Origin of the sequence: Sanguibacter sp. HDW7 (assembly GCF_011300875.1) — a bacterium.
In the GTDB taxonomy this organism is placed as follows: Bacteria; Actinomycetota; Actinomycetes; order Actinomycetales; family Cellulomonadaceae; genus Flavimobilis.
In genome coordinates, this window is record NZ_CP049862.1 from 2,448,284 (window position 1) to 2,466,115 (window position 17,832).

The 17,832-nt window shown below is 74.0% G+C and carries 12 protein-coding genes; 6 read left to right on the forward strand and 6 right to left on the reverse strand.

Annotation, left to right across the window (positions count from 1 at the left end; genetic code table 11):
• Window positions 1-10 precede the first annotated feature (10 nt).
• Window positions 11-3,463 (reverse strand): ATP-dependent DNA helicase, encoded by a 3,453-nt coding sequence (locus tag G7063_RS11170; RefSeq protein WP_166414459.1) that lies wholly within the window; start codon window positions 3,461-3,463, stop codon window positions 11-13.
• Window positions 3,460-6,696 carry a UrvD/REP family ATP-dependent DNA helicase gene (locus tag G7063_RS11175; protein WP_166414460.1) on the reverse strand — a complete coding sequence of 1,079 codons (3,237 nt, stop codon included), beginning with the start codon at window positions 6,694-6,696 and terminating at the stop codon, window positions 3,460-3,462. The genes G7063_RS11170 and G7063_RS11175 overlap by 4 nt, the downstream gene beginning before the upstream one ends.
• A gap of 213 nt (window positions 6,697-6,909) precedes the next feature.
• Here G7063_RS11175 and G7063_RS11180 point away from each other — a divergent pair, with 213 nt between their 5' ends.
• Entirely contained in the window at window positions 6,910-7,134 is a 225-nt protein-coding gene (locus tag G7063_RS11180) for a DUF3107 domain-containing protein (RefSeq protein WP_166414461.1), read from the forward strand.
• A 70-nt stretch (window positions 7,135-7,204) separates the two neighbouring features.
• On the opposite strand, the gene G7063_RS11185 is transcribed toward G7063_RS11180, so the two are convergent.
• Window positions 7,205-7,933 (reverse strand): ferritin-like fold-containing protein, encoded by a 729-nt coding sequence (locus G7063_RS11185; protein ID WP_166414462.1) that lies wholly within the window; start codon window positions 7,931-7,933, stop codon window positions 7,205-7,207.
• 318 nt (window positions 7,934-8,251) lie between these two features.
• On the opposite strand from G7063_RS11185, the gene G7063_RS11190 reads away from it, so the two are divergent.
• Complete coding sequence (locus G7063_RS11190) at window positions 8,252-9,913, forward strand: DEAD/DEAH box helicase (RefSeq protein WP_166414463.1); 1,662 nt, start codon at window positions 8,252-8,254, stop codon at window positions 9,911-9,913.
• Between the two features lie 477 nt (window positions 9,914-10,390).
• On the opposite strand, the gene G7063_RS11195 is transcribed toward G7063_RS11190, so the two are convergent.
• Both G7063_RS11195 and G7063_RS11200 read right to left on the reverse strand, forming a co-directional pair.
• Window positions 10,391-11,011, reverse strand: coding sequence for a MarC family protein (locus G7063_RS11195; RefSeq protein WP_166414464.1), 621 nt, complete (start codon window positions 11,009-11,011; stop codon window positions 10,391-10,393).
• Window positions 11,008-11,883, reverse strand: a complete 876-nt coding sequence (locus tag G7063_RS11200; protein ID WP_166414465.1) for a PHP domain-containing protein — start codon at window positions 11,881-11,883, stop codon at window positions 11,008-11,010. The genes G7063_RS11195 and G7063_RS11200 overlap by 4 nt, the downstream gene beginning before the upstream one ends.
• Window positions 11,884-11,966: 83 nt before the next feature.
• Here G7063_RS11200 and G7063_RS11205 point away from each other — a divergent pair, with 83 nt between their 5' ends.
• Window positions 11,967-13,505 (forward strand): aminopeptidase P family protein, encoded by a 1,539-nt coding sequence (locus tag G7063_RS11205; RefSeq protein WP_166414466.1) that lies wholly within the window; start codon window positions 11,967-11,969, stop codon window positions 13,503-13,505.
• A 139-nt stretch (window positions 13,506-13,644) separates the two neighbouring features.
• Here G7063_RS11205 and G7063_RS11210 read toward each other — a convergent pair whose 3' ends face one another.
• The gene (locus G7063_RS11210; RefSeq protein WP_166414467.1) at window positions 13,645-14,553 is read right to left on the reverse strand and encodes a general stress protein; all 909 of its coding nucleotides are present in this window, start codon (window positions 14,551-14,553) and stop codon (window positions 13,645-13,647) included.
• A 68-nt stretch (window positions 14,554-14,621) separates the two neighbouring features.
• Here G7063_RS11210 and G7063_RS11215 point away from each other — a divergent pair, with 68 nt between their 5' ends.
• From G7063_RS11215 to G7063_RS11225, 3 genes are all read left to right on the forward strand, one after another.
• On the forward strand, window positions 14,622-15,905 hold the full coding sequence (locus G7063_RS11215) for a magnesium transporter MgtE N-terminal domain-containing protein (RefSeq protein ID WP_166414468.1): 1,284 nt from the start codon (window positions 14,622-14,624) through the stop codon (window positions 15,903-15,905).
• On the forward strand, window positions 15,898-16,503 hold the full coding sequence (locus tag G7063_RS11220) for a DUF1003 domain-containing protein (protein ID WP_166414469.1): 606 nt from the start codon (window positions 15,898-15,900) through the stop codon (window positions 16,501-16,503). Before G7063_RS11215 ends, G7063_RS11220 begins: the two co-directional genes overlap by 8 nt.
• A gap of 75 nt (window positions 16,504-16,578) precedes the next feature.
• Window positions 16,579-17,709 (forward strand): Mrp/NBP35 family ATP-binding protein, encoded by a 1,131-nt coding sequence (locus G7063_RS11225; protein WP_166414470.1) that lies wholly within the window; start codon window positions 16,579-16,581, stop codon window positions 17,707-17,709.
• Window positions 17,710-17,832: the final 123 nt, after the last annotated feature.

Genomic DNA, 17,832 nt, shown 5'->3' on the forward strand with positions numbered 1-17,832 from the left:
GCGCCCGGAGCTACGCCTCACCGCGGAGCAGCGCCTCGAGCTGCGACTCGTCGCGCAGCTTCTGCGGGCGGACCGTCGTGCCCGAGCCGACGTAGCAGAACGCCGCGTCGACCTTGTCGAGAGGCAGCCCTGTCCACCGCGCCCACGCGAGCCGGTAGACCGCGAGCTGGACCTCGCGCGCCGCCGCTGCGTCCGCGTCGCGGGGCTCACGTCCGGTCTTCCAGTCGACGACGACCACTCGGTCCGTGCCTGGATGCTCGGGATCGGGGAAGACCGCATCGATGCGCGAGCGCGTCATGACGCCGGCGAGCGGACTCTCGATGTCGACCTCGATCGCGACTGGCACGAGATCGGCCCACGGCGTCGCGAGGAACGTCTCCTTGAGCGCGTCGAGCTCCGCGTCGGGCGCCTCGTCGTCCGCGTCGTCGAGGTCGAGGACGTCGATGAGCGCGGGCGCCGCGAAATGCTGCTCGACCCACGCGTGGAACGTCGTGCCCCGTCGCGCGTGCACCGACGGCGCCGACGGCACCGGGCGGCGCAGCGCGAGCGCGTACTCGGCACGGTCCGTCGCCATGCGCACCATCGCGGACGCCGAGACGTGCGACGGCACGTCGACCTCGGTGACGGACCGGCTGCGGAGCTCGCGCTCCGCGAGGAGCATCGCAGCGGTCGCGGCGAGGTCGGTCACCGGGGTGGCATCGGTCGACGAGGTCGCCTCGGTCATCGGCCGGGCGGCCGCCTTCTTCCCGGTCCCGTCGTGCGGGACCGTCCAGTCGTCCGTGCTGGACCGCGCAGCCTCGCGCGCACGGCGCACGACGCGAGCCTCCTCCACGCGACGGGCCGCCCGTGCGAGCGCCTCGGGCACGGCGACACCACGGGGCCACACGGCGGTGTGCTCGGCGGCGAGCGTCGGGTTCTCGCCCTCGGGCGGCTCGGCCCATCCGGTCGCGGCGAGGAGCCCGGCGTCGACGAGCTCGACGAGAAACGTGCTCGGCGGGTTGGGCCGCGCGGCCTCGCCTCGGAACCACGAGCCCGTGAGCAGCAGGTGCTCGCGAGCCCGCGTGTACGCGACGTACGCGAGCCGGCGCTCCTCGGCGACCTGGTGCTCGCCCGCGTCCTCCGTGAAGAGCGTGAGGTTCGCAGCCATGTCCGCGTGGTCCTCGGCCGAGTCGTACGCGAGCCGCGGCAGGTCCGGGGCGTCGCCGCGCAGCGGGAAGGGCAGCGTGCCGAGGCCCGTGAGCCACGCGGTGTGGGTCGGGGCCTTGGCCTCGCCGTCCTTGTCGGTCGCCTGCGTGGCCGTCGAGGGGAACTTGCCGTCGGTGAGACCTGTGACGGCGACGACGTCCCACTCGAGGCCCTTGGCGGCGTGGACCGTGACGATCTGCACGGCGTCCGGGTCGGGCTCGGTGAGCGCTCCGTCGAGCCGCTCGTTCACGCTCGCCGTCGCGTCGAGCCAGGTGAGGAACGCGCCGAGCGTCGGCAGGTCGGAGCCGTCGACGAAGGTGAGCGCGAGATCCCGGAACGCGTCGAGGTTGGCGCGGGCGCGCCCCGCGTGACCCGGGCCGAGCAGCCCCGCCTCGATGTCGAGCCCCATGGTGCGCTCGCACTCGACGACGAGCTCGGGCACCGAGAGGTACGTCCGGGCGCGGAGCCGTTCGACGACGCCTGCGAGCCGGACGAGCCGCTCGTGGCCCTCGGGCGTGAGCGCCCGGCCGTCGTGGCTCGTCCACCCGGGAGGGGGCAGCTCGTCGAGGACGTCGACGATCGTCGTCTCGTCGCTTGCGTCGGACTCCGGCACGACCTCGCCGGGCGTGGTCCCGGCGTCCGTGCCCGCGCCCTCGCGGTCGTCGTCGCCCGCCACGGACGGTCTGCGCGCGAGCCGCTGCCGGTGCGCGAGGTCGCGCGCCCGGTCAGCGAGCGCGAGGAGGTCAGCGACGCCGAGGTCGACCCACGGGCCTGTGAGCAGGCGCATGAGCGAGTCACCGCGCGAGGGGTCGTGAACGACCTCGAGGAGCGCGCGAAGGTCGACGACCTCGGGCGCCTCGAGCAGCCCGCCGAGACCGACGACCTCGACGGGCAGGCCGAGCGCCCGCAGCGCGGCCTCGAGCGGACCGAACTGCATGCGCGCGCGGCACAGCACGGCCGCGCTCCGGGCGCCGTCGGGGTGCGAGCGGGGACGCCAGCGTGCGGCGATCTCCTCGGCGACAGCGGCAGCTTCCTCGTCCTCCGTCGTCGTGAAGATGCTCGCGACGGTCCCGGAGCCCGCGCCCGGACGTGTGCCGAGGGTGCGGACCTCGAGGCCCGCGCCCTCCTGCGCGCGACGCAGCGGCGCGGCGACGGCGTTCGCGGCGTCGAGCACGGTCCGGTCGTTGCGCCACGACGTCGACAGCGACAGGTGGTGGAGCCCCGCGCCGGCGCGGAAGATCTCGCCGAAGCGTGCGAGGCCGGACGCGCTCGCACCGCGCCAGCCGTAGATCGACTGGTGCGGGTCGCCGACCGCTGTGACGGCGTGCCCGTCGCCGAAGAGCGCGCCGAGCATGCGCGCCTGCGCGAACGACGTGTCCTGGTACTCGTCGAGCAGCACGACCCGGTAGCGGGCGCGCTCCCCCGCCCCCACCTCGCCGAAGTCCTCCGCGAGGCGCGCGCCGAGCGCGACCTGGTCGGAGAAGTCGAGCGAGTCCGTCGCGGCCTTGCGGCGGCGGTACTCGTCGACGAGGTCGAGCAGCTCGATGCGGTGCCCGAGCAGCGCCGCGAGATCCCGGACGGGTGCGCGGACGCCCTTGCGTCCCTTGGTGACCTCGGGTGTCGCGAGCATCGCGTCGATGATCGCCTGCATGCGGCGGCGGGCCTCGTCGGTCGGCAGGAGGTGCTCGCCGAGGGACTGCGACATGCTGCGGACCGCGTCGACCACGGTGCTCGTCGCCGACGTGATCGTCAGCTCGCCCGTCCACCTCTCGACGATGTCGTGGGCGAGCTGCCACTGGCTTGCCTCCCCCAGCAGCCGGGCGCCCGGCTCGATGCCGAGGCGCAGGCCGTGCTCACGCACGAGCCCCGACGCGTAGGAGTTGTACGTCGCGACGACGGGCCGGGCGAGCGCCCCGAGCAGCGCGGCACCCGCATCGTCGTCGGCCGCAGCGGCCCAGGGCACGGCCTCGCCGTCGGCGCGCGAGGCCGCCGCGAGCGTGCGCAGGCGGCGCCGGATGCGCTCGGCGAGCTCACCGGCAGCCTTGCGTGTGAAGGTCAGGCCGAGGACCTCGTCGGGCGCGACGAGCCCGTTGGCGACGAGGTAGACGACGCGTGCGGACATCGTCTCGGTCTTGCCCGAGCCGGCGCCCGCGACGACGAGCACGGGCTCGAGCGGCGCCTCGATGACGGCCGTCTGCTCGTCCGTCGGGCGGAACTGGCCGAGGCGGTCGGCGATGTCCGCGGCCGAGAACCTCGGGGTCGGGGCGTCGGGGCTCATGCTGTGGTCCCTCCCATCGTGCGGCCCTCCTCCTGGAGCGGGCACGAGCGCCGCACAGGGCAGAAGTCGCACATCGAGTTGCGCGTCGCGGTGAAGGTCGCGGCCGCCATCGTCGTCGCCGCGCCCTCGACGAGCGCGCGGGCCCAGCCCGGGTCCTCGGCCTGGGCGAGCGGCGGCTGCTCCCGCAGCGAGGGGCCCTTGGCAGTCCCGCCGACGTGGACGAGCCGCGCCCCGCCGCCGACAGGCTCGTCGCCGACACCCGGCACGTCGCCGAAAGCCCCCGCCTCGAGCGCCACCTGGTACGCGCCGAGCTGCGGGTTGACCTCGGCGTCCTTCGCCGTGCCGGCCGCACCCGTCTTGAGGTCCTCGACGGCCAGGGAGCCGTCGGCCTGGCGCACGAGCCTGTCGACGCTGCCGACGAGGTCGGCGCGCCCGACCTCCGTGGCGAAGCGGGCCTCGGTCGCGAGCACCTCGCCGCTGCTCGCGACGTGCTGCGCGAGCCTGTCGACCATCGTGCGGGCGCGGGCGTGCGCCGTGGTCTCGGGCCAGCCGGGCCGCAGCCCGAGCTCGGGCCAGCGCCGCTCGAGCTCGCCGACGAGCTCGGAGAAGGTGCCGGACGGGTATGCCTCGGCGACTGCGTGGACGAGCGTGCCGAGGCTCTGCTGGACGGCGTCCGCCGGGCGCCCGCCCGACGCCTCGAGCGCCCAGCGCAGCGCGCAGCGGTGCACCTGCTCGACCTTCGACGGCGAGACGCGCACGCGGTCGTCGGGACCCCACGCGGGGGCGATGCTCGAGACGTCGTGCGTGCCGTACCAGCCCGCGGGGTCGGCGACGCCGACGCCCATGTCGGCGAGGAGGGCGAGCACGTCGGCGGCCTCGGTGCGCGCGGCCTCCGCGGTCGCATCGTCCACGTCCGCAGCGGCGTTGTCCGTCTGGAGCAGGCGGCGTGCGCGCAGCACGAGCCCGCGCAGGTCGAGCGCGACCGGGGCCTCGCGCCGGCGCGGGTCGGGCGCGTCGTCGGCGAGGTCCGGGTCCGGCGGCTCGACGAGGTCGAGCAGCACCGACGGCAGCTGCTCGGTGTCGCTCACGGCGGTGACGAGCAGGTGCTCCCGGGTGCGCGAGACCGCGACGAGGAGTGCCCGCACCTCGTCGGACAGCACCGCCCGGCGCGCGCGGGCAAGGCGTTCCGGGTCGCCGTCGGCGACGTCCTGACCGGCGACGGCGTCGACGAGCGCCTGCGCGCCCAGCAGCGTGTCCCGCAGCCGGAGGTCGGGCCACACCCCCTCCTGGACCCCCGCGACGACGACTGCGCGCCACTCGCGGCCTGCCGCACCTGCGGGCGTGAGGACGCTCACGGCGTCCGTCACGCCGCCGCGCTGCGCGAGCGAGTCTGCGGGCAGCTCCTGCGAGCGCACGTGGTCGACGAACATGCCGGGCGTGCGGCGCGCGTTGCGCTCGACGAACCACTCGGCGGCCTTGAAGAGCGCGAGCACGGCGTCGAGGTCGCGGTCCGCGCGCGCACCTGCGGCACCCCCGCCGAGCGCGGCGTCACGCCACAGCGGCGCCAGGCCTGTCGCGTCCCACACGGCCCACAGGACGGTCTGCGCGTCGGCACCCGCGAGCGCCGCAGCCTCGCGGCCCCGGGCGAGCACGCGCGCGACGCGGGCGGGGGCCCGCCGGACGGCCGACGGCAGCACCTCGGTGCGCACGGGGTCCGCGAGCACCTCGCACAGCAGCGCGTCCGACGCGCGCGTGCCGCCGCCCGAGAGCTCCTCCGCCCGCAGCGCGCGGCGCAGGCGGCGCAGCCCGACGACGTCGAGCCCGCCGATCGGGGAGAGCAGGAGAGCGACCGCGCGGTCCGCGTCGAGCTCGGCGCCCGACGCGACCTCGACAGCGTCGAGCAGCGGCCGCACCGCGGGCTCGTCGCGCAGCGGTCCCTCGGAGCCGAGCACCGTCACCGGCACCGACGCCGCCGTGAGCGCGCGCCGCAGCGCTGCGACCTGTCCGCCGGAGCGGGCGAGGACGACCATCTGCGACCACGGCAGGCCGTCGCGCAGGTGCCACGAGCGCAGCGCGTGCGCGACGTACGCGTGCTCCTGCGCGGGCCCGTCGAGGATCGCGGTCCGCACGGAGCCGCGTGCCTCGGGAGCGTCGGCCGCCGACTCCGCCCTGCGGTGCGCGACCGTGCCCACGGCGCCGACGAGCGACGCGACGCGCGCCGTCACCTCCCGCAGCGCCGAGCCGTGGCGGTGGACCGTGCCGAGGACGACGTGCTCCGCGCCGAACGCCGCGCTGCCCGCGGCACGTGGGGCCGCAGCCTGCGCGACGAGCCCAGGGACGGCCCCGCGGAACCCCTGGACGGCGAGGTCCGGGTCGCCGAGCAGCACGAGCCGCGCCCCGTCGGCGAGCAGCAGATCGCACAGCCGCGCGAGCGCCTGCGTCGCCTCCTGGTAGTCGTCGACGACGACGAGGTCCCACCGCGGCCGCTCCGCCTGCGGCACCTCGTCGTCCCACGCGAGCAGGGCCTCGACGGCCTCGTGGACGACGGACGCGGGATCGACGCGCTCGCCGAGGTCCGGCGTGAGCGTCCGCAGCGCCATGACGTCCTGGTACTCCTCCATGAGCCGCGCGGCCAGACGCCACGCGGGCCGCTCCCGCGCCACCCCGAGCTCGTCGAGAGCGACCGGGTCGAGCCCGCGCTCCGCCGCGCGCATGAGGACGTCGCGCAGCTCGTCACGGAAGCCGCGCGTCCGCAGCGCCTCGGGCGGAACGCCCGGCGGCAGCGTGAGGTCGGTGCCCTCGCCCTCGAGGTGCCCCTCGAGGAGCTCCGCGAGCACGAGGTCCTGCTCGGGCCCCGAGATGAGCGTGGGCGCCGGCTGCTCGAGCGCGGCGGCGCGCCGCCGCAGGATCGCGTGCGCGACCGACGGCGCCGTCCGCACGAGGGGCGCTCCGACCGTCCGGCCCGTGAGCGCCGCGAGCCGGTCGCGGATCTGCCCGGCACCGCGCCGTGACGCCGCGACGACGAGCACGCGGGAGGGGTCGAGCGGCGTGCGGCCGTCGTCCGGCACGAGGTGGTCGGCCGCGATCCGCAGAGTCGTCGTCGTCCTGCCGGTGCCCGGCGCACCCGTGACGAGCAGGGCGCGCGCCGTGCGCGCGAGCGCGACCGCCGCATCCTGCGCGGCGTCGGGCGCGAGGACGAGCGGAGCGTCCGCCGGGGCGAGCCGCGCCTTCACGCGCGACCGCCCCGCACGCGACGGGCTGCCGGTCGGAAGGTCATGCCTCGCATCCCATCACGGGCCACCGACAATCCCCGCGCGACCGCGGCGCGTGCCGCGGGCACGCACCCCTGAGAGCCTGTGCGCGCTGGGCGAACACGCTCACGAGGCCCCGCCCGAGGTGGGATGCTGGCACGGAAGACAGGTCCGTCCGATTCCAAGGAGGTCGACGTGGAGATCACGATCGGCGTGCAGAACCTCAACCGCGAGATCGTCGTCGAGACCGACGCGAGCGCCGAGGAGGTCGCCGCGGCCGTCGCCAAGGCCCTCGACGGCGGCACCGTCCTCGACCTCACCGACCACCGCGGCCGTCGCGTCATCGTGCCGACCGCGACGATCGGCTACGTCGAGATCGGCGCCGAGGAGCAGCGTCGCGTCGGCTTCGGCACCGTCTGACGCACCCACGGCAGCACGACGCCCTCCCCGCCACGGCGAGGAGGGCGTCGTCGTCTCCGGGAAGGCGTCGTCAGGCCGCGAGCCCGACGCGGGACATGCGTCGCGCGTGCTCGGCCGTGAGCTGGCCGAAGAGCCACGCCGACGGCGCCGCGGGCACGTCGTCGCCCGTCTCCGCGAACCGCGCGGCCACCGCCTGCGCGAGCAGCCGCTGCAGCGACGCGTTGTCCGTGAGCAGCACCTGCACGACGCTCAGCGCCTCGCCGACGATCCGTCGGCCCCACAGCGCGAGCCGCGACGCGAGCTGCTCGTCCTCGTTCGTCGCCTCGTCGACGAGCACGATCGTCGACTCCGACGTCAGCTCGCCGTCGATCGCGTCGACGACGACCTCGCGCGAGGCCGGGTCGAGCGCCTCCGCGACGATGCGGCAGAAGTCGTACGCGACGCCGTGGCCGACGTATCCCTTGACGAGCTCCTCCCACCAGCCGCGCGCATGTGTCCGCGAGTTGAACTCGTCGAACGCACCGTCGAACGCGACATAACGCCCGAGCACCGCCTCGGGCGACCCGAGGACCTCCCCCGCCCGTGCGAGCAGCCGCTCCTGGCGCGCGAGCGAGGCGCCCGCGAGGCCCGCGATCTGCAGCCGACGCTCCGGGTCCGTCGCGTCCGCCGCCGCACCCGCAAAGCGCAGGAACGCGACCATCTCCATCTGCGCGACGAGGGCGAGCACGTCGCCCGCGTCGGACGCGGTGTCGGATGAGGTCGCGGGCGTGAGGTCAGGGGTCTCGGACGAGGTCGGCATCCCCCCATCGTAGGACTCGCGCCCCGCGCGGGCCGCCACGTCCCGCCGCTCCTTGACCGCGTCGGATATCCTTGCTCCGTACATCGGATGCCCGGTCGTCTCGACACCTTGTGAACCATGACGACTCCCGGCCGCACCGCCCGCTCCGGCGGAGGCGTGCAGCCGGCAGAACTGCGCGATCGGCTTCCGGCCACATCCGGCGCGGACGCGCCGGCCGCCGAGAGCGTCTCGCCGCGGACGCGGGCCCAGCCCGCCACCGTGCCGCGTGGACCCCCGCCGGTGAGCGCCGTCCGCACCTCGCACATAGAACGAGGCACCGTGACCACCGAGTCCACCACCGAGCCCGCGGCCGTAGCCGCGAGCGTCCAGTCCGCCGCCGAGGTCACCTTCGGCGACTTCGGCGTCCGCCCCGAGATCGTCGCGGCGCTCGCCGACGCGGGCATCACCCACCCCTTCCCCATCCAGGCGATGACGCTGCCCGTGGCCATGCAGGGCCACGACATCATCGGCCAGGCCAAGACCGGCACGGGCAAGACCCTCGGCTTCGGCGTCCCGCTGCTCCACCGCGTCGTCGCCCCGGGCGAGGAGGGCTACGACACCCTCCCGTTCGCGGGCAAGCCGCAGGCGCTCGTCGTCCTGCCGACGCGCGAGCTCGCCGTCCAGGTCGCCAACGACCTCGCGACCGCGTCGCGCAAGCGTGACGTCCGCATCGTGCAGGTCTACGGCGGTCGCGCGTACGAGCCGCAGATCGAGGCGCTCAACAGCGGCGTCGACGTCGTCGTCGGCACGCCGGGCCGCATGATCGACCTCCTCAAGCAGGGTCACCTCGTGCTCTCGCACGTCAAGTGCGTCGTGCTCGACGAGGCCGACGAGATGCTCGACCTCGGCTTCCTGCCCGACGTCGAGACGCTCCTCTCGCGCACCCCCGCCACCCGCCACACGATGCTCTTCTCGGCGACCATGCCGGGCGCCGTCGTCGCGATGGCCCGCCGCTACATGTCGCAGCCGACGCACATCCGCGCGGCCGACCCGGACGACGAGGGCCTCACGAAGAAGGACATCAAGCAGGTCGTCTACCGGGCGCACGCGCTCGACAAGGTCGAGGTCCTCGCGCGCATCCTCCAGTCCGAGGGCCGCGGCCGCACGATCGTCTTCGCGCGCACCAAGCGCACCGCCGCCAAGGTTGCCGACGAGCTCGTCGAGCGCGGCTTCGCGGCCGGCTCGCTCCACGGCGACCTTGGTCAGGGAGCGCGCGAGCAGGCCCTGCGGGCCTTCCGCAACAACAAGGTCGACGTGCTCGTCGCGACCGACGTCGCCGCGCGCGGCATCGACGTCGACGACGTCACGCACGTCGTCAACTACCAGTGCCCCGAGGACGAGAAGACGTACCTCCACCGCACCGGCCGCACGGGCCGCGCGGGCAACAAGGGCACCGCGGTGACGTTCGTCGACTGGGACGACGTGCCCCGCTGGTCGCTCATCGACAAGGCCCTCGGCCTCGGCGTGCCCGAGCCCGTCGAGACCTACTCGTCGAGCCCGCACCTCTACGCGGACCTCAACATCCCCGAGGGCACGAAGGGCCGCCTGCCGAAGTCGAAGCAGGTGCTCGAGGGTCTTTCGGGCGAGGTGCTCGAGGACCTCGGCGAGACCGGCAAGCGCGGCGGGAAGCCTGCGGGCTCGGGCCGTGACGAGCGTCGCGACGGTGGCCGTGGCGAGCGTCGTGACGGCGGTCGCGGTCGCGCTGAGGGCCGTGGTGGCGAGCGTCGTGATGGCGGTCGCGGTCGCGGAGAGGGCCGTCCGGAGCGTTCTGCGGCTGACGGTGCGGATGCTGGTGCGAACCGTGCGTCCGACGAGAACCGTGCCCCGCGCGAGGGCGGCGAGAAGTCCGAGGGTGGTCAGCGTCGCCGGTCGCGCGGCGGGCGTCGTCGCACGCGCGGCGGCTCGCCCGTCGAGGGCCAGGCGCCTGCGGCCGAGGCCTGAGCCTCAGCTACATCGATGACGGAGGCCCCGTCACGCTCGCGTCGTCGAGCGTGACGGGGCCTCCGTCGTCCCCAGCGCGCCCAGTGTCTCGATAGCCGATCCATGCACCACACACGTACAGATCCGCTATCGAACCTCCGCTCCCCCTGTCGATAGCCGATCCGTGCGCCACAGCCGCACGGATCGGCTATCGACCCACTCAACCACCGACGGAATGACGGGTTCCGACCATCGATTGGTCGCAACCCGTCAACCCGCCAGGAGGGTGGGACGACCCCCCACGCGAGTGCCGACGCACGCTCGATAGCGGATCCGGACACCACAGACGTACGGATCCGCTATCGAGCGTCGGCCCTCATACATCGATAGCCGATCCGCGCGCGGGACGCGCACGGATCGGCTATCGAGACACCAACGCCGCGGAGGCGGGCGGCACGCTCAAGCGGCGGGCGGGGGGCGGGAGCTGCAGCGCCGCGACTAGGCGGCCTGGACGAACGCCGTCACCGCGTCGGCGACGAGCTGCACCGCGATCGCCGCAAGCAGCAGACCAGCGATCCGCGTCACCAGGAGCGTCCCGGACTCACCGAGGATCCGCAGGATGACACCGGCAAAGCGCATCGCGACCCACATCGAGAGCACGACGCCCGCGAACCCGAGCCCGACCCCGAGCCAGTCTGCGGCCGACCCGTCGACCCGCTCGACGAAGAGCATCGCGGCGACGATCGCCCCCGGCCCCGCGAGCAGCGGCGTGCCGAGCGGCACCATCGCGATGTTCGCATTGCCCTTGGGAGCCTCGGGGTCCTCCATCTTGCCCGTAAGGAGGTCGAGAGCGATGAGGAGGAGCAGCAGACCGCCCGACGCCTGCAGCGCCGGCAGCGAGATGTGCATGTACGAGAGCAGGCTCTTGCCGAACAGCGCGAACGCGATGATGACGCCCGCCGCGACGAGCACGGCCTGGCGCGCAGCGCGGTGCCGCTCCTTGGCGGTCATGGTGCCCGTGAGCCCGAGGAAGATCGGGACGATCCCGGGCGGGTCCATGATGACGAAGAGCGTGATGAAGACCTCGGTGAGGAGGCGCAGGTTGATGATGTCGCTCACGCGCGGACCATTCTTGTCGTGCCACGGCGCTCGATCTCGGCGAGCGCCTCGCTGGAGGTGAGGTTCTCCCCCAGGCGGTTCGGCTTGCCTGTGCCGTGGAAGTCGCTCGAGCCCGTCGTCAGCAGCCCGAGGCGCTGCGCGAGCCGGTCGAGACGGACGCGCTGCGCGTCGTCGTTGTCCCGGTGGGCGACCTCCAAGCCTGCCAGCCCCGCGGCAGCGAGCTCCTCGACGACACCATCCGAGACGATCCGTCCCCGCATGTGGGCGCCCGGGTGGGCCATGACGGGCACTCCGCCCGCGGCGACGATCGCGCGCACGGCGTCGGGAGCGTCGGGCACTGCGTGCCGCACGTAGTAGGGCGAGTCGGTGTGGAGCAGGTCCGCGAACGCGACGTCCCGCGACGGGCACACGCCTGCGGCGACGAGGGCGTCGGCGATGTGCGGGCGACCGATCGTCGTGCCGGGCTGCGTCTGCGCGACGACGTCGTCCCACGTCACGGGATGGTCGACGCCGAGCCGCTCGACCATGGCCCGCGCCCGCCCGTCGCGCGACGTCCGCACCGCGTCGAACAGCGCGAGAAGCCCCGCGTCCTGCGGGTCGTGGAGGTAGCTGAGGAGGTGCACGGAGATGCCCTCGGCCCGTGCGGAGACCTCGGTGCCGAGCACGAGGTCGACGCCGAGCTCGCGCGCGGCGGTCGCGGCCTCGTCCCAGCCGCCCACCGTGTCGTGGTCCGTGATCGCGACGACGTCGAGCCGCTGCACCCCGTCCGCGAGCGCGCCCGCAGGGCCGCGCCCGGCGGCCGCAGCGACGAGCGCCGCCGGCGCGTCCGTCCCGTCCGAGACGTGCGAGTGGGTGTGAAGGTCGATGAGCACACCCCACTCTAGGCGCAGCGCCCGCGGACCTCGGGAGACGACGGTCACCCCCGCTCCGGCGCGGAAGGTGGGACCATAGAGGCATGAGCACCGACGCCACCACCCCCGGCACCGAGACGAACCCGACGGACGCCGCAGAGATCTCCGACCAGTCGCTCGCCGCGCGCGGCGAGCAGCGAGCGCAGCGCCCCGACTCCTCGGCGTTCCGCGACTTCGTCATGTCCGGCTGGGGCCCCCGCACGGGCCCCGCACCCGAGCGGGCCGAGGTCGCCGACCACGCGCAGGCACGCCGCGACGCCCTCTCGGCGTCGTTCCCGGGCGCGCGCCTCGTCGTCCCGGCGGGCCCGCTCAAGGTCCGCTCGAACGACACTGACTACCGCTTCCGCCCGCACAGCGCGTTCGCGCACCTCACGGGTCTCGGCACGGACCAGGAGCCCGACGCGGTCCTCGTCCTGCACCCGAGCGCCGACGGCGGCCACGACGCCGTCCTCTACTTCCGTCCGGCCTCGGGCCGCGACACGGACGAGTTCTTCTCGAGCTCGCGCTACGGCGAGTTCTGGGTCGGGCCGCGCCCGACGCTCGAGGACCTCGCCGTCATTCTCGGCATCGAGACGCAGCACCTCGACGCCCTCGAGGACGCGATCTCCAAGGACGTCGGCGCGGGCACGGAGCTGCTCGTCGTCGCAGAGGCCGACGAGCACGTCACGGCGCTCGTCGAGGCCGTGCGTGCCGCCGCGGGTGTCGAGGAGGCCGACGACGCGTGCCTCGCCGAGGCCGCCTCGGAGCTGCGCCTCGTCAAGGACGCGTGGGAGGTCGAGCAGATGCGCGCGGCCGTCGCCGCGTCCGTCGCGGGCTTCGAGGAGGTCGTACGCGCCCTGCCGCGCGCCGTCGCGCACGAGCGCGGCGAGCGCGTCGTCGAGGCCGTGTTCGACGGCAACGCCCGCATCGAGGGCAACGCGGTCGGCTACGACACGATCGCGGCCGCGGGCGACCACGCGACGACGCTCCACTGGATCCGCAACGACGGCAAGGTCCGCGAGGGCGAGCTCATCCTCGTCGACGCGGGCGTCGAGGTCGACTCCCTCTACACGGCCGACGTCACGCGCACGCTGCCCGTCTCGGGGACGTTCACCGACGTGCAGCGCAAGGTCCACGAGGCCGTGCGCGAGGCCGCCGACGCCGCGTTCCAGGTGGCGGTGCCGGGCAACGTCTTCTCCGACGTGCACGCCGCCGCGATGAAGGTCATCGCGCGCAAGGTCGCCGAGTGGGGCCTCCTGCCCGAGGGCGTCACCGCCGAGGTCGCGCTGTCGCCCGAGGGCCAGCACCACCGTCGGTGGATGGTCCACGGCACGAGCCACCACCTGGGCCTCGACGTCCACGACTGCGCGCAGGCGCGTCGCGACATGTACGTCGGCGGGAAGATCGAGCCGGGCATGATCTTCACGATCGAGCCGGGCCTCTACTTCAAGTCGGACGACATGCTCGTGCCCGCCGAGTACCGGGGCATCGGCGTGCGCATCGAGGACGACGTCCTCGTGACCGTCGACGGCAACGAGAACCTCACTGCGGCGCTCCCGCGCACGGCCGACGAGGTCGAGGCGTGGATGGCGAAGCTCGCCTGACCCACCCGCCGCACGGCCGAGGGCCCCTGCACCGCACCGGTGCAGGGGCCCTCGCTCGTCGACCGACGCGACTCGTAGGTCCCCAGCACCGTTCGATGGTGCTCCAGACCTACGAGTCGCTACATGACGACTCGTAGCGCTACTCGCTCGGGGGTGTCGGGGTGCGGTACGGGTCCGGTGCAGGCTCGGTCGGGTCGGACGGGGTGCCCGACGACGACTCAGGGCCTGGCGACGCAGGCGCCGACGACGGGGCAGCCGACGACGCTGACGACAGGGCCTCCGGCTCCGGGGCGACGGCCTCGGGCTTCGGGGTGCCGTCGGGCAGCAGGTCCTCGTGGCGCACGCCGTAGCGCGGGCGGCCGTCGGACGTCACGTACTGCGACGAGATCGACGACGGACGCGGCTGGCCCGTCGGCGCGGCAGGCGCCGCAGGCGCCGCGGAACCGTCGGGCGCCGCGGGCAGGTCCGCGCCGCGCGGCGGCACGGCGGGCGGCGGGAAGCCGTGGACGACGTCCGGCCCTGCCGGGACCGTCGGGCCACCGGCGGTCGAGCGGATGCCGGCCGCCGCGAGCATCTCCCGCGCACGCGACGCGTGCTCGACGCGGCACAGCACCGTGTAGCGCGTCGCGACGATCTGGCTCTGCGACGTGAAGTCACGCTTCCCGCGCGAGAGCGCGTAGGAGATGAGCGAGAACATCGTCGTGAACGCGGCGCCCATGAGCACCGCCGCGATGATGGGGAAGCCCGAGCCGTCGCTCGAGAACATCGAGATGAGCAGCCCGATGAAGAGGCCGAACCACGCGCCCGACATGAGTCCGCCCGCGGCTACCCGCCCGTAGGTGAGGCGGCCGGTGACGCGCTCGACCATGCGCAGGTCGTCACCGACGATCGTCAGCGACTGGACGGGGAACGCCTCGTCCGAGAGATGGTCGACCGCCTTCTGCGCCTCGAGGTAGGTGCGGAACGACGCGACGGCCGTCCCCTCGGGCAGCGTGGGCACCGCGGGGACGGCGCCGCGCCCGCCGGCAGGAAGCATCGGGTTGCTCATACGACGATCATGCCGCACCTTGCGCGCGGACGGTCCCCCGCAGCGACCGGCGCGCATAGGCTGTGCCCGTGAGCGCTGCCGGAACCCGAGTCTTCGTCGCCCGGCTCGCCGAGACCGCTGTCTTCGACCCGCTCGGGGACCGCGTCGGGCGGGTGCGGGACGTCGTCGTGCTCATGCGACCCAAGGGGGCGCCGCGCGCGGTCGGCCTCGTCGTCGAGGTACCTGGGCGTCGACGCGTCTTTCTGCCGATGACGCGCATCACGAGCATCGACGCCGGTCAGGTCATCTCGACGGGGCTCGTCAACATGCGGCGCTTCGAGCAGCGGCGCATGGAGTCGCTCATTGTCGGCGAGCTCTTCGACCGTGTCGTCGCGTTCGCGGACGGCTCGGGCACGGCGCAGATCGAGGATGTGTCGATCGAGAAGCAGCGCAACGGCGACTGGATGGTCGACCGTCTCTTCGTGCGGCGCACGCAGGCGTCGAAGGGCACGCTGGGCCTGCGCCGTCGCGGGCAGAGCGAGGTCGTCGACATCACCGAGCTGCTGTCGCTCGCGTCGACCGAGCAGAACCAGGGCGCTGCCCTGCTGCTCGCGGCGTACGAGGACCTCAAGCCCGCCGACCTCGCCGAGGCGCTGCACGACCTCTCGCAGGAGCGGCGCATCGAGGTCGCGCGCGCTCTCGACGACGAGCGTCTGGCCGACGTCATCGAGGAGCTCCCCGAGGACACGCAGGTCGAGATCATGACGGCGCTCGAGCCGGGGCGCGCGGCCGACGTCCTCGAGGCGATGCAGCCCGACGACGCGGCCGACCTCCTCCACGAGATGCCGGACGCGCGGGCGTCGGAGCTCCTCGAGCTCATGGAGCCCGAGGACGCGAGGGACGTCCAGCGTCTGCTCGCGTACGACGACTACACGGCCGGCGGTCTCATGACGACCGAGCCGGTGGTCCTCAGCCCCGAGACGTCGATCGCCGCGGCGATGGCGCACATCCGGCGGGCGGACCTGCCGCCCGCGCTCGCGTCGATGGTGTTCGTCGTGCGGCCCCCGCTCGAGACGCCGACGGGGCGCTTCCTCGGCGTCGTGCACTTCCAGCGGATGCTGCGCGAGCCCCCGCACCAGTCGCTCGGCGACGTGCTCGACGCGGTCGACCACGTCGCACCGGACGCTCCGCTCGGCCAGGTGACGCGCCTGCTCGCGACGTACAACCTGCTCGCGCTGCCCGTCCTCGACCCGGACCGTCGCCTGCTCGGCGCCGTGTCGGTCGACGACGTGCTCGACCACATGCTTCCCGAGGACTGGCGCGAGGACGATCACGTGCCCGACGCGCAGGTGGGCGGTGGTGGCCGTGGCTGAGCGTCTCGACCAGCCCAAGGGCAAGCGGACGTCGCTGCGGGAGCGGATCCTGCCGCGGCGCCGCAACGACGACTCGTTCGGGCGGGCGTCGGAGGGCATCGCGCGGTTCATGGGGACGCCGCGGTTCCTCGTCTACATGACGATCTTCTGCGTCGTGTGGCTCGTCTGGAACACGTGGGGACCCGAGAGCCTGCGGTTCGACTCGGTCGCGATCGGCTTCACGCTGCTCACGCTCATGCTGTCCCTGCAGGCGTCGTACTCGGCGCCGCTCATCCTCCTCGCGCAGAACCGGCAGGACGACCGGGACCGCGTCTCGGCGGAGCAGGACCGGCAGCGTGCGGAGCGGAACCTCGCGGACACGGAGTTCCTCGCGCGGGAGATGGCGGCGCTGCGCATCGCGCTCGGCGAGGTCGCGACGCGTGACTTCGTGCGCTCGGAGCTGCGCAACCTGCTCGAGGAGATCGAGGCGGGGCGCGAGGCTGCGGAGCGGGACGCAGCGGGGCGTGAGGCGGCCGAGCGTGGCGCTGACGGTGCGGCCGTCGACCGCGCCGCGCGCGAGGCTGCGCTCCGCGACCTCACGGGCGACTCCGAGGGCTGAGACACCCGCTGTCCGCCTCGTGACAAGGACCACGGGCCTGGCCCGCCGTCGTCGGGCCCGACCTAGGATGGTCCCATGACTCAGCCGACCCTCCTCGAGGCCGTGCGCGCCGCGCTCGCCACCGTCATCGACCCGGAGATCCGGCGTCCCATCACCGAGCTCGGCATGGTGCGCGAGGTCGAGGTCGCGGACGGCGGCGAGGTGACGGTCGCGATCGACCTCACGACGGCGGGCTGCCCGCTCAAGGCGAAGATCGTCGAGGACGTCACGGCGGCAGCGTCGGCCGTCGAGGGCGTCGCGTCGGTGTCGGTGCAGATGGGCGTCATGAGCCCCGAGCAGCGCGTGCATCTCAAGAAGCAGCTGCGCGGCGGCGACGGCGAGCCCGTCATCCCGTTCTCGCAGCCGGGCTCGCTCACGAGGGTCTACGCGATCGCGTCGGGCAAGGGCGGCGTCGGCAAGTCGTCGCTCACGGCGAACCTCGCGGTCGCGATGGCGGCCGACGGCCTGCGCGTGGGCGTCGTCGACGCCGACATCTACGGCTTCTCGATCCCGGGCATGCTCGGCACGCACGAGATGCCGACGAAGGTCGACGACATGCTCCTCCCGCCGATCGCGCACGACGTCAAGGTCGTCTCGATCGGCATGTTCGTCCCGCCGGGCCAGCCGGTCGTGTGGCGTGGCCCGATGCTTCACCGGGCGCTGCAGCAGTTCCTCGGGGACGTCTTCTGGGGCGATCTCGACGTGCTGCTGCTCGACCTGCCGCCGGGGACGGGCGACATCGCGATCTCGGTCGCGCAGCTCCTGCCGGGCTCGGAGATCGTCGTCGTGACGACGCCGCAGTCGGCGGCTGCGGAGGTTGCGGAGCGTGCGGGCTCGATCGCGCGGCAGACGAACCAGGGCGTCGTCGGCGTCGTCGAGAACATGTCGTGGCTCGAGCAGCCCGACGGCTCGCGCCTGGAGATCTTCGGGTCGGGCGGCGGCGAGCGGGTCTCGGCGTCGCTCACGGAGGCTCTCGGGGTGCCGGTGCCGCTGCTCGGCCAGGTGCCGATCGACGTCGCGCTGCGCGAGGCTGGCGACGGCGGCACGCCCGTCGTCCTCACGTCCCCGGACTCACCCGCGGCCCAGGCGCTGCGCGCTGTCGCCCGCACGCTCGCGACGCGAGGCCGAGGCCTCGCGGGCAAGAAGCTTCCCCTCACGGTGAGCTGACCTGCTCCACCCCGCGCCACGAGACAGTCCCGTCGGCGTGACCTAGGCGCCATCACGCACTAGGTCGCGCGGGCGGGACTGTCTCGCGTTCGGAGCGGGGACTGCCGCTCCGTCCGCCGCGGC

Bases quoted from the DNA above. Each gene is read 5' to 3' on its own strand.
- G7063_RS11170 (WP_166414459.1), bottom strand. From the start codon at position 3,463: ATGAGCCCCGACGCCCCGACCCCGAGGTTCTCGGCCGCGGACATCGCC.
- G7063_RS11185 (WP_166414462.1), bottom strand. From the start codon at position 7,933: ATGCCGACCTCGTCCGAGACCCCTGACCTCACGCCCGCGACCTCATCC.
- G7063_RS11205 (WP_166414466.1), top strand. From the start codon at position 11,967: ATGAGCACCGACGCCACCACCCCCGGCACCGAGACGAACCCGACGGAC.
- G7063_RS11210 (WP_166414467.1), bottom strand. From the start codon at position 14,553: ATGAGCAACCCGATGCTTCCTGCCGGCGGGCGCGGCGCCGTCCCCGCG.
- G7063_RS11225 (WP_166414470.1), top strand. From the start codon at position 16,579: ATGACTCAGCCGACCCTCCTCGAGGCCGTGCGCGCCGCGCTCGCCACC.